Here is an 11,848-nt window from a genome sequence, read left to right on the forward strand (position 1 = left end):
ACTGCCTGGCGATGCACACCCCAGCCGATCTCGCCGACCTGCTCGAATGCGAACACCGCAGCGTCCTGGACCAGGCGTCGGCCGCGGGCCTGCCGGGTGCGCCGCGGCCCGTTCCGGACCCCGCCGCCGGCCGCCGGGGGCGGGCCGCCGCCCAGGCGATGCTCGCCCGCCTGCGCGGGGAAGGCCACGACGTCTTCGAGATCGACACCGCGGACCTCGTCGCGGCGGCGGAGACCACCGCGGCGGCCCTGTGGTCGGGTGCGGCCGTGATCCACCAGGCCGTCCTGCACGACGAGGACTTCTCCGGCGTGGCGGACTTCCTGATCCAGGACGGCGAAGGCCGGTACGAGGTCTACGACGCGGAACCGGCCCGGCAGGCGAAGCCCGCGGCCGTGGTCCGGCTGGTCGCGTTCGCGGATGCGCTGCGCCGCGCCGGGTGGCCGACCGGCCCGCACGTGCACCTGCGCCTGGGCGACGGCGGCACGCGGACGTTGCGGAGCGAGGACTTCCGGCCCGTGGTCGACCGGCTGCGAGCCCGGCTGCACGGCCGTGCGCCGGCGCTGCCGACGCCGCTGTGGGCCGACGAACGCCCGGCGTGCGCCGGCTGCGGGTACGCCCGCCACTGTGCGTCGGCCCGTGAAGCGGACCGCGACCTGCTCCTCGTGGCCGGGATGCGTGGCGACCAGCGCCGCAAGCTGACCGCCGCCGGGCTGGGCTCCATCGACGCGCTCGCGGCGGCGACGCCGGGCGACCGGCCGCGGGACCTGTCCGCCACCGCGTTCACCACCCTGCGCGCGCAGGCCGCGCTCCAGGTGCGGCAGGACGCCACCGGCGAGGTCAGCTACGAGGTCGTCGACCCGGACGTCCTGGCCGCGCTGCCGGCACCCGCGCCGGGTGACGTCTTCGCCGATCTCGCGGGGGATCCGCACGCCCTGGCGGGCGAAGGGCTGGAGTTCCTCTTCGGCGCCCTCACCCCTGGCGGCGAGCAGCGGTTCACGCCGTTCTGGGCGCACAGCCGGACCCAGGAGAAACGCGCCTTCGAGGAGTTCGTGGACTTCGCCGCCGCGCGGGTCGCCGAGCACCCCGGCTCGCACGTCTACCACTACGGGCCGTACGAGGTGACCGCGATCAAACGGCTCGCCGCCGTGCACGGGACCCGCGAGGAGACCGTCGACCAGCTGCTGCGCGGCGGCGCGGTGATCGACCTGCACACGGTGGTGCGCAAAGCTTTGCGCGTCTCGCAGCGAGCCTACGGGCTCCGGCAGCTCGAGCCGCTCTACCGGCCCGGCACCCGCGAAGGTGACGTCAAGACCGCGCTGTCGGACATCGAGGCGTACGAGGAGTACCTGCTGCTCGCGCGATCGGCCGAGCCGGGCCGCGCGGACGAGGTCCTGCGCGGCATCGCCGGCGACAGCGAAGAGGACTGCGTCTCGGCGCTGCGGTTGCTGGAGTTCCTGCACCAGGTCCGGTCCGACACCGGCATCGACCTCGTGGCCCCGGCGGCGGAGTCGCCCGAGGACGCGCTGCTGCGCCAGGCGGAGGAGGACGTCGCCGCCGAGCGCCGGGCCGAACGCGCCGCGCGGCTGGCCGCCCTGGTCGACCCGCTGCTCGACGGGCTGCCGGACGACCCGGGCGAGTTCACCGGCGACGAGCGGGCCCGCGCGCTGCTGGCGGCGGCCGTCGGCTACCACCGCCGCGAGACCAACCCCGCGTGGTGGGAGTACTTCCGCCAGCTGGCCGCCCCGCTCGGCGACCTCGAAGTCGACACGTCGTGCACCGTGCCGGTGGCGCTGGAGGCGGGGGAGTGGGTCCCGCCGGCCGGGCGCGTTCGCACCGCGAAGCGGACCCTGGTCCTGGCGTGCGACCCGGACCGGCCGCACCCGTTCGCGCCGGGCGACGAGGTCCGGCTGCGCTACGACGGCGGCACCCGCGACGCGAAGGTCGCGGCGGCGTCGGCGGTGGAGCTGACCCTGGAGGAGAGCTGCCCGCCCGACGCGACCACCGCCGACCGGCCGTCCGCGGTGCTGCCCGGCAGCCCGGTGCGGCCGTCGCCCAAGGACGAGGCGGTCGCCGACCTCGCGCAGCTCGTCGTCGACGCCCTCCCGGTGCTGCCGCGGCACCCCGGCGTCGACCTGCTCCGGCGGACTCCGCCGCGGCTGCGTGGCGGCGCCTTGCCCGAGCCGGGCCCGGATCTGGTCGCCACCGTGATCGAGGCGGTCGAGACCCTCGACGGCTCGACGCTCGCGGTGCAGGGCCCGCCGGGAGCGGGCAAGACGTTCCTGGCCGGGAAGCTGATCGCCCGCCTGGTCCGGGCCGGGCGCACCGTCGCCGTCACGTCCACCAGTCACAAGGCCGTGGAGAACGTGCTGAGCGCGGCGCTGAAGAGCGCGCCGGGGCTGGCGTGCGCCAAGCGCGCGAAGCGGGCGCCGGACCCGGCCGTGCCGTGGGAGCAGCCGAAGAGCAACCCGGCGCTGGTGAAGTGGCGCGAGGAGCACGACACCGGGCACCTGGTCGGCGGCACGGCGTGGACGTTCGCCAACGCCGCGGTCCGCGAGGAACCGTTCGACCTGCTGATCATCGACGAAGCGGGCCAGTTCGCCCTGGCCGACGCGCTGGCGGTGTCGATGTGCGCGAAGAACCTGCTGCTGCTCGGCGACCCGCAGCAGCTCCCGCAGGTGGTGCAGGGGACGCACCCGGCGGGCGCGGAGGCGTCGGCGCTGGGGCACCTGATCGGCGAGGCCGACATCATGCCGGCGGAGCTGGGCTACTTCCTCGACGAGACGCGGCGCATGCACCCGGCGGTGTGCGAGCCGGTGTCGAAGCTGTCCTACGCCGGCCGCCTGCGCGCCCACCCGTCGGCCGCCGAGCGCGCCCTCGCGGAAATCCCGGCCGGCCTGTACGTGGCCGAGGTCGACCACCACGGCAACACGACCCGTTCGGTGGAGGAAGCCGCGGCGGTCGTCGACATCGTGACGGCGCTGATCGGCCGCCCGTGGACGGACCACGGCCCGGCGCGCCCGCTGGCCGACACGGACATCGTCGTGGTGGCCCCGTACAACCTGCAGGCGCGCACGGTGACCCGTGCGCTGGCGGACGCCGGCTTCCCGGGCGTCCGGGTGGGCACGGTCGACCGCTTCCAGGGCCAGGAGGCCCCGGTGGTGATCACGACGATGACGTCGTCCTCGGCGGTCGACCTGCCCCGCGGGCTGGATTTCCTGTTGTCCCGCAACCGGTTGAACGTCGCGCTCTCGCGGGCGCAGGTCCTGGCGGTGCTGGTGTGCTCGGCCAAGCTGGTGGAGGCGGACATCCGCACGGTGGACCAGATGCGCCTGGTGGCGGGCATGATCGGCTTGCTGGGCGAGGCCCGCCCTTGGCCGGCGGTCACGGCCACGGCACCGGGAACGCCTTGACCGGCGCCCAGCCGATCAGCGCGAGCCGGCCGGCGATCCAGACGAAGCCGGGGATGTGGGTTTCGGCCGCGGGGCGCGTGGCTCGATCAGCTAGGTGAACACCGAAGCCGGGGATGTGGGTTTCGGCCGCGCGGCACCCCACCATCCCAGCGGCGTCCCACAGACCCGGCGTTCCCGCTGGTCCGGCGGGGTGGGACTGTCCCGGCGTCCCGACTTGGGCGGTGACCCGGGACCGGCGGGGTGAACCGCTGCCAGCCTCCTCGCCATGCAAAGACTCGCTCTGGCCGTCGCGGTGCTGCTGGTGGTCCCCGCCGCGGCCGCGGTCGCCGCCGAACCAGCCGTCGAAGCCGTCGAAGCCGTCGCCGTGTGCGGGCACACCGGTTCCCAGCCCACCCTCGCCCAGGGGGCGACCGGTGCCGCGGTCACCGAGGCCCAGTGCGAACTCAACCTCGCCACCAAGGCGAGCCGGTACCCGCCCATCGGCGCGGACGGCTCCTTCGGCCCCGCGACCGACGCCCGCGTGCGCGTGTTCCAGAAGTGCGCCGCCCTGAGCGTGGACGGCCAGATCGGGCCGAACACGTGGGCCGCCTTGAACTCGTGGTCCGCGCGGCCGCGCAAGTGCGCCACCCAGGGCACGTCGGCCACCGCGCAGAGCGTCGTGTGCGGCCACTCCACCGCCCGCCCGACCCTGCAGAGCGGTTCCACCGGCACCGACGTCAAGGAACTCCAGTGCCGGCTGAACCTCGCCATGGAGCCGGGCCACTACCCGCCGCTGACGATCGACGGCAACTTCGGTGACGGCACCCGCACCCGGGTGATCCAGTTCCAGCACTGCGTCAACGCCAGTGCCGACGGCGTCGCCGGGCCCACCACCTGGGCGAAGGTCACCGACTGGTCGAGCCGCAACACCTACTGCACGCCGCCGAAGCCCGCCGGGCACCCGATCGACGGCGTCGACACGGCGAAGTACCAGCACCCGGGCGGCGCGCCGATCGACTGGGGCGCGGTGAAGGCGTCCGGCGTCGAGTTCGCGACCGTCAAGGCGACCCGCGGCCTGAACGTCACCGACGACTACCTCGCCACCGACCTGCCCGCCGCGCGCAACGCCGGCCTGGCCGTCGGGCCGTACCACTTCTACACCGGCACGGCGGCCGGCACCGGCGGCGCGCAGGCGGACCGGTTCATCGCCGCGGTGAAGGCCACCGGGTACACCGGCAAGCGCGCCGGCGACCTGCCGCCCGTGTTCGACCTGGAGTGGAAGGACGACGGCTCCGGCGGCTGCCCGCCGTACGTGACCGTCGCCGACGCCAAGGCGTGGCTGGACAAGGTCCAGGCGGCGTTCGGCCGGACCCCGATCATCTACACCCAGAAGTCGTTCCTGGACGCGTGCCTGGGCGGCACCACGGCGTTCGCCGGCTACCCGATGCAGCTCGCGGACTACCGGCAGTCCGTCACGCAGCCGGCGCTGCCCGCCGGGTCGAAGACCTGGCTGATGTGGCAGTACACCGACGCGGCCATCCCCGACGGCATCCCCGCGCCGGCGACCGGCGACGTCTTCAACGGCACCCAGGCCGACCTCGACCAGCTCGCCAACCGCTGAATCCCCGTTACGAAAGGACGAGAATGACTCTCCCCCTCAGCCGCCGCACGGTCCTGCGCGGCGCGGTGGTGCTCGGCGCGGCCGCGGCGGTCAGCCCGCTGCTGCTGGCCGGCACGGCCCAGGCGTACTCGTGGTCCCGCACCCTCGTGCAGGGCAACACGGGTGCCGACGTCACCGAACTCCAGATCCGCGTCGCGGGCTGGGCGGCCGACCACGCCAGCCAGAGCCGCGTCTCGATCGACGGCGTATTCGGGCCCGGCACGGCGGCCGCGGTCCGCAGATTCCAGACCGCCTACGGCCTCGGCGCGGACGCCCAGGTCGGGCCGGCCACCCAGGCCGCGCTCAACGCGCTGGAGCAGAGCGACGGCTCGACCGCGCACTTCAACTTCAGCGAGTTCACCGACCGGGTGAGCGGCACCTTCAACGGCGGCAAGGTCAGCGCGGCCACCGCCAGGGAAAACGCCCGCCGCTGCATGTACAAGCTCGAGGCGCTGCGCAAGAAGCTCGGGAACACGCCCATCACGGTGAACTCCGGGTTCCGCAGCATCGCGCACAACGCGGAGATCGGCGGCGCCAGCGACAGCATGCACCTGTACGGCACCGCGGCCGATCTGGACGTGCCGGGCGTGGCCAACAAGACCGTCTACCAGAAGGCCGAGACCTGCGGGTTCTCCGGCCTGGAGACGTACAACACCGACCACCAGCACGTGGACAGCCGAGCCGACCTCGGCCGCTCGTGGTGGTGGGAGAACGGCACGGTCTGATCCGGCGACTGGGGGTCTGACGCCGGAAACCCCGCTGCCGAGGCGGGTTTCCGGCGTCAGCGTGCCGCGAAGCCCGCGCCCTCCAGGCCCTCTCCCAGGGGCCGCCCCTCGCGGAGGGCGCGGGCTTCGCCCTTTCGAATTCCCGGGGTTCAGTGCGACTGCGGGTTCTGCAGGGCCGCCGAGCAGGCCGGCCAGTCGTGGAAGTCGCGGCGCGCGCTCCACAGGCGGTGCGCCGCGTCGATGTTCCAGGCCGGGTCGAACGCCTGCCGCGGCGTGCCGCCGAGGTCCAGCAGGCGGGCGTCGGAGATCTGGAAGATCCCCCAGTTGCGGCTGCCGTTCGTGTTCGGCAGCACCCACAGCGGGTCGAGGAACGAGGCGCAGCGGGCGATCGCGACGGCGGTGTCCGGTGCTTCGCTGAACACGGCCCGGATCCGCTGCTCCACCACGGCCGGCGACCACCCCGCCAGGCTGGTCCGGTGGTCGTAGAGCGCGCTCTTGGTGGCGTCGTCGACCACCCCGCGGGCGGGCAGGCCGGCCAGCACCTGGAACGCGGTGACCCGGCGCAGCGTCTCCGGCCCGAACGAGCCGTCGACCGAGAGCCGTCCCTGGGCCGAGACCAGCAGGTTCTGCACCTCGGTGACGCACTCGTCGTGCTGGCCCATGCTCACCGGCGGCCGGCAGGCCGGGGAGAACAGCACGCGGTCGGCGTACCGGCCGGGAGGTGCCCCGGACCCGTCGGCGGTGACCCAGAACAGCCCGCCGGCCACCAGGACCACGACGGCGATGGCCACCGCGACGTACCAGCGGCGGCGCGGCGGCGCGGGGGTCTCGACGCGTTCGGCCGGCACCTCGTCGACCCGTCCGGCGTCGGCGAGGGCCCACAGCTGGTGCAGTTCGCGCAGTTCGTCGGCGGAGGCACCGCAGACCTTGGCGAACGAGTGGACCACCCGGTAGTCGGCGGGGACGCTCTTGCCGGAGCAGTACCGGTGCAGGCTGGACCCGCTGGCGCCGGCCAGCCTGCCGAGCCGTTCGTAGCCCTGACCGCTGCGGTCCTTCAACCTGCGCAGGTAGGCGGCGAACTTGTCCGTGTGCACTGTCACGGTGACGGGAACACCTCGCTCGGGCCAGCGGATGACGGACGGAAGTTAACACCGTCCCGCCGCTTGCCGGGCGGAAACTGGCGGATTGCTCCACTTGGCCGCACGGGCTTGACCCGGCCACCGCCGGTTCACCGGGCGAGAACGCACAACTCCCGGCAAAGGTTGCCGTACCGGTTCCGCGGAACGTTCCGGTCTCCCCGGACACCGCGACCGGTCCTAAATTTCCCCTACAACCCAAAAGGGGGAAGAAAACCATGCCCATCGGCAGATTCACGCGGCCGGCGTCGGTGCTGGCCGCGGCACTCCTCATGACCGGATTCGCGGCCGCACCCGCGTGGGCCGGTTCCGGGCCCAACCTCAAAGTCAGCGTCGTCGCTCAGCAGGGGCACTGGCTCCTGGGCGAGTACGTCGGGCTCGACGTGACCGTGAGCAACATCGGGGACTCCGTCGTCTTCGGCGCCTTCGGCACCGCCTACTCGGAGTCCGGCACGGACTTCTGGGTCGACCAGCACCAATGGGGCGACCTCGACGACAGCGGCAGCGGCGCCACCATCGCGCAGGGGGAGACCCGGACCCTCCACCTCACCGGACAGCTCGGGTCGACGTACTACGGCGACTCCGTCGTGCACGTCGAGGTGTACGGCGCGGGGGACACCGACTACAGCGACAACGTCCAGCGGGTCACCGTGCCGCTCGCGACGGGCACCGAGCGGGTCGCCGGCGTGCTGTACGGGGACACCGACGGTGACGGCAAGCCGTCGCCCGGGGAAGCGCTCGCCGGGGCCCGGGTGCGCTTCTTCGGCGTCGGCACGACGCTCGAGATGTACACCACCACCGACGCGACCGGCCACTTCTCCTACGACGGCCTGCCGCTGACCCGGACCGCCTACCTGAGCTTCGACCGGCTGCCCGGCGGCTGGGTCGCGCCGTCCCTGCCGGACCTGCGGCTCGACGGCCGGGGCGCCTACACGGCGTTGGAGGTCGCGGCCACCCGTCCGCTGTCCGACGTGCTGCACGAAACCCTCACGCTGGACAAGGCGAGCTACGCCGCCGGCGACACCGGCAAGGCGACGGTCACGCTCACCAACTCCGGCACCAAGCCGCTGACCGGCCTGTTCCTCACCTGCGACGCGGGCGGCTTCGGCTCCGAGCTGACCGTGACCGACGACCAGTGGGGCGCGTTCGGCTACCAGCGACGCGAAGGCGCGCTGGCCGCGGGGCAGCGGATCGTGCTGACGGCGACGGGCAAGGTGCCCGACAAGGCGGCCTACACCGGCGTCACCGGGCTCGACTGCACCGCCCAGGACGGCCACACCGGCGGCGCGCCGTACGCCTCGGCGACCGCCAAGGTGCCCGGCAAGGTGGGCGACTCCCACGGCCGGGTCTGGCTCGACAAGGACGGTGACAACGCACTGGACGCCGGCGAGGGCATGGCGTACCGGAACCTGGTGCTGCTCGAGAACGGCGCCATCCGCGCGTACGCCCGGACCGACGCCAACGGCTACGCGACGTTCAAGGGTGTGCCGGTCGGCAACTACGAGCTGCGGGTGCTCGGCCCGTGGAAGGCGGCGGTCCCGGGCGACAGCGAGCTGAACGTCTCCGCGCCGCCGTACGGTCGAGGCGACTGGGTCATCCAGTTCGTCGCGAACTGATCGACGGCGGTGTGCCGGGCGGTGGCGAGCCGCCCGGCTCACCGCCGCGCGGCGGCCTGGGTTCGGTGGCAAGCTCGGGGAGCCACCGTCCGAGGAGCCGCCCGTGGATGACGTCGAGCTGGCCATTGTGGACACCGTCCGCGACTTCGTCGACCGCGACGTCCGCCCGGTCGTCCGCGAGCTCGAACACGCCGACACCTACCCCGAAGAGCTCATCGAGCAGATGAAGCGGCTGGGCGTCTACGGCCTGGCCATCCCCGAACCCTACGGCGGTCTGCGGGTTTCCACCGAGTGCTACGCGCTGGTGACCGAGGAGCTCGCGCGCGGCTGGATGAGCCTCGCCGGGGCCATGGGGGGCCACACCGTCGTCGCGAAGCTGATCCTCACCTTCGGTACCGAGGAACAGAAGCAGCGGTACCTGCCGCGGATGGCGACCGGCGAGCTGCGCGCGACGATGGCGTTGACCGAGCCCGGCGGTGGTTCCGACCTGCAGGCCCTGCGCACCACCGCGCGCAAGGACGGCGGCGGGTACGTCGTCGACGGCACCAAGACCTGGATCAGCAACGCGCGCCGGTCCGGCCTGGTCGCGCTGCTGTGCAAGACCGACCCGGAAGCCCGGCCGGCGCTCAAGGGCATCAGCATCCTGCTGGTGGAGAAGGTGCCCGGGTTCACCGTCTCGAAGGATCTGCCCAAGCTCGGCTACAAAGGCGTCGAAAGCTGCGAAATCACCTTCGACGACTGTCGCGTGCCGGCGGCCGCGCTGCTCGGCGAGACCGAGGGGGCGGGGTTCGCGCAGATGATGCGCGGGCTGGAGATCGGCCGCATCCAGGTCGCCGCCCGCGCCACCGGCGTCGCGCGGGCCGCGTTCGACGACGCCTTGGCGTACGCCCAGGAACGCGAGTCCTTCGGCAAGCCGATCTGGCAGCACCAGGCGGTCGGCAACCACCTCGCGACGATGGCGGCCAAGCTGACCGCCGCCCGCCAGCTGCTGCTGCACGCCGCGCGCCGGTACGACGCGGGTGAGCGCGCCGACCTGGAAGCCGGAATGGCGAAGCTGTTCTGCTCGGAGACGGCGATGGAGGTCGCGCTCACCGCGATCCGCGTCCACGGCGGTTACGGGTACTCCACGGAGTTCGACGTCGAGCGCTACTTCCGGGACGCGCCCCTGATGATCGTCGGGGAAGGGACCAACGAGATCCAGCAGAACGTCATCGTCGGGCAGCTCGTCGCTCGCGGAGGCCTGAAGTGAACCTGTCGGACGCGGTCGCCGGCTGGCAACCCGATGCCGTCGAGACGTCCGAGGTGATCGGCGCGTGGCCGGCCACGGCGTTCGCGGCGCTGCTCGACCAACCCGCGCCGGCCGGGCCGTTGCCTCCGTTGTGGCACTGGTTCCACTTCCTCGAGCCGACCCCGCAGGCCGCGCTCGGCGACGACGGCCACCCGGCGGAGGGTCACTTCCTGCCGCCGATCCCGGACCGGCGCCGGATGATCGCCGGTGGCCGGCTGGACGTCCGCGCGCCGATCCGCATCGGCGACCGGATCGACCGCCGGAGCGAACTGGCCGAGGTCGCCGTGAAGGAGGGCCGCAGCGGGCAGATGGCGTTCGTGACCGTCCGCCACGAATACCGCCGCGGCGCCGAACTCCTGCTCACCGAACACCAGGACGTCGTCTACCGGTCCCAGCCCGCCGGGCAACGGCGGCAGCTCGCCGAGCCGGCGCCGGCCGCCGAGCCGCCGCACGAGTGGAAGATCAGCACGCCGACCGGGCCCCGGTTGCTGTTCCGGTTCAGCGCGCTGACCTACAACACCCACCGCATCCACTACGACCGGCCGTACGCGACCGACGTCGAGGGGTATCCGGGGCTGGTCGTGCACGGTCCGCTGCTTGCGTTGCTGTTGCTGGAGATTCCCCGCCGGCACGGTGACCGGCCGGTGACGTCGTTCGCGTACCGGTTGTCCAGCCCGGTGTTCGCGGGTGCGACCGTGCTGACCCACGGGCGTCGCGACGGCGGGAAGCTCGCCCTGTCCGGCATGGTCGAGGGCGGCGCCACCGCGATCACCGGCACCGCGACCTAGGCTCGCTTCCGCGCCATCCACTGCCAGACGTGGGTGCCGCCGGCGCTGGGGTCGTTGCGGGCCACGTAGATCCACGACCAGTGCCCCGGGAACTGGTGGCCGTTCCAGATGACGTGGTCGTAGAGCGTCAGGGTCGAGCGGGGGATGAGCTCGTGCGCGTGGACCGAGTTGGCCTGCGGGTCCACCGTGTCGTCGTCACGGGAGGCGACCAGCCAGGTGGGCGTGCGGATCGCGGTCAGCTCGGCGTCGGGGATCAGCGGCGGGTTGCCCTCCTGCCGCGCCTCGACGACGCCGCAGATCGGCACCGACGCCGCGAACGTGGCCGGGTAGACCGTGGTCATCTTCAGGCTCATGTAGCCGCCGTTGCTGCAGCCGACGACGTGGACGCGGCGCGGATCGACCGGCCGGGTGCGGAGCAGGTCCTGGATGATCTCCTGGATGAGCGGGGCGAAGCGGGGGCCGTCGTCCATCCAGGCGGCGGTGCACTGCGGGGCGACGACGTAGGCGCCGTCGAAGATCTCCTGCGCTTCCGGGGTCGAGAAGCCGAGCGCGCCGCGGTTGGCGCGCAACGTCGTCTCGTTGTCGTAGTAGCCGTCGGGCAGGGACGCGCCTTCGCCGCCGCCGTGCAGCCAGACGATGAGGGGACGGCGGCCGTGTCGTGCCGCGGGGGAGTACAGCCGGTACTTCATGCCGGAGCGCGAGGCGTGGTGGCTGAAGGCGTCGACCTCGGGGTTGACCAGCCGGCCCTGGGTGAACCGCGTGAAGGTGATCGGGCGGCCGTGCCGGCGGAGTGGAGCGTTCTGTGTGATGGTGTAGACCAGATCGAGCCTTACGTTGCGGCTCTTGCTGTTGAGGTAGCCGAGCGTGCCGCCGCCGGTCCGGCCTTCGCCGTGGTTCAGCTCGAGCACGATGTTCCCGCGCCGGTCGAGCCGCGCGGCCGTGACGGGCCGGTCGAGGTCGTAGCCGACGTCCTGGCCGCCCGTGTCGATCGGGCTGGTGGCCTTCGCGTGCACGGTGAACGTGGTGGTGGTCAGGCTCGCCGGGTCGATCGGCCCGGTCCGGGACGTGCCGAGGGTGAGCGAGGTGATCTGTTCGCCGCCGTCGAGCGTCTCGGCGTCGAGGGTGAAGCCCACGCCGGCGGCCGGGGCGGCGAGGGCGGTACCCGGCAACGCGAGGCCGGCGGCGACGCCCGCGCCGGTGACCAGAACGCTGCGGCGGCTGAACGCGGTGACCATGCGAACTCCTT

8 protein-coding genes are annotated in these 11,848 nt (G+C 73.0%); 6 read left to right on the top strand and 2 right to left on the bottom strand.

Annotated elements, in window-relative coordinates:
• The first annotated feature begins 11 nt into the window (after positions 1-11).
• The 3 genes from ACERZO_RS18990 to ACERZO_RS19000 all read left to right on the top strand — a co-directional run bounded on the left by ACERZO_RS18990 (position 12) and on the right by ACERZO_RS19000 (position 5,774).
• A complete protein-coding gene (locus ACERZO_RS18990; protein ID WP_372666013.1) occupies positions 12-3,410 on the top strand; it encodes a TM0106 family RecB-like putative nuclease in 3,399 nt (1,132 codons plus the stop codon).
• 265 nt (positions 3,411-3,675) lie between these two features.
• Positions 3,676-5,010, top strand: a complete 1,335-nt coding sequence (locus ACERZO_RS18995) for a GH25 family lysozyme (protein ID WP_372666014.1) — start codon at positions 3,676-3,678, stop codon at positions 5,008-5,010.
• A gap of 23 nt (positions 5,011-5,033) precedes the next feature.
• Positions 5,034-5,774 carry a D-Ala-D-Ala carboxypeptidase family metallohydrolase gene (locus ACERZO_RS19000; protein ID WP_372666015.1) on the top strand — a complete coding sequence of 247 codons (741 nt, stop codon included), beginning with the start codon at positions 5,034-5,036 and terminating at the stop codon, positions 5,772-5,774.
• 149 nt (positions 5,775-5,923) lie between these two features.
• On the opposite strand, the gene ACERZO_RS19005 is transcribed toward ACERZO_RS19000, so the two are convergent.
• Positions 5,924-6,874 (bottom strand): helix-turn-helix domain-containing protein, encoded by a 951-nt coding sequence (locus tag ACERZO_RS19005; RefSeq protein ID WP_372666016.1) that lies wholly within the window; start codon positions 6,872-6,874, stop codon positions 5,924-5,926.
• Between the two features lie 254 nt (positions 6,875-7,128).
• On the opposite strand from ACERZO_RS19005, the gene ACERZO_RS19010 reads away from it, so the two are divergent.
• The 3 genes from ACERZO_RS19010 to ACERZO_RS19020 all read left to right on the top strand — a co-directional run bounded on the left by ACERZO_RS19010 (position 7,129) and on the right by ACERZO_RS19020 (position 10,602).
• Entirely contained in the window at positions 7,129-8,526 is a 1,398-nt protein-coding gene (locus tag ACERZO_RS19010; RefSeq protein ID WP_372666018.1) for a hypothetical protein, read from the top strand.
• A gap of 103 nt (positions 8,527-8,629) precedes the next feature.
• On the top strand, positions 8,630-9,775 hold the full coding sequence (locus ACERZO_RS19015; protein WP_372666019.1) for an acyl-CoA dehydrogenase family protein: 1,146 nt from the start codon (positions 8,630-8,632) through the stop codon (positions 9,773-9,775).
• A complete protein-coding gene (locus ACERZO_RS19020) occupies positions 9,772-10,602 on the top strand; it encodes an FAS1-like dehydratase domain-containing protein (RefSeq protein ID WP_372666020.1) in 831 nt (276 codons plus the stop codon). Before ACERZO_RS19015 ends, ACERZO_RS19020 begins: the two co-directional genes overlap by 4 nt.
• On the opposite strand, the gene ACERZO_RS19025 is transcribed toward ACERZO_RS19020, so the two are convergent.
• Positions 10,599-11,837 (bottom strand): prolyl oligopeptidase family serine peptidase, encoded by a 1,239-nt coding sequence (locus tag ACERZO_RS19025; protein WP_372666021.1) that lies wholly within the window; start codon positions 11,835-11,837, stop codon positions 10,599-10,601. The genes ACERZO_RS19020 and ACERZO_RS19025 overlap by 4 nt on opposite strands.
• Positions 11,838-11,848: the final 11 nt, after the last annotated feature.

Source organism: Amycolatopsis kentuckyensis (genome assembly GCF_041679295.1).
Lineage (GTDB): Bacteria > Actinomycetota > Actinomycetes > Mycobacteriales > Pseudonocardiaceae > Amycolatopsis > Amycolatopsis kentuckyensis_A.

What these genes read in the sequence shown, in the direction of transcription:
- ACERZO_RS18990 (WP_372666013.1), top strand. Translation starts at nt 12, where the DNA reads ATGCACACCCCAGCCGATCTCGCCGACCTGCTCGAATGCGAACACCGC.
- ACERZO_RS18995 (WP_372666014.1), top strand. Translation starts at nt 3,676, where the DNA reads ATGCAAAGACTCGCTCTGGCCGTCGCGGTGCTGCTGGTGGTCCCCGCC.
- ACERZO_RS19000 (WP_372666015.1), top strand. Translation starts at nt 5,034, where the DNA reads ATGACTCTCCCCCTCAGCCGCCGCACGGTCCTGCGCGGCGCGGTGGTG.
- ACERZO_RS19010 (WP_372666018.1), top strand. Translation starts at nt 7,129, where the DNA reads ATGCCCATCGGCAGATTCACGCGGCCGGCGTCGGTGCTGGCCGCGGCA.
- ACERZO_RS19025 (WP_372666021.1), bottom strand. Translation starts at nt 11,837, where the DNA reads ATGGTCACCGCGTTCAGCCGCCGCAGCGTTCTGGTCACCGGCGCGGGC.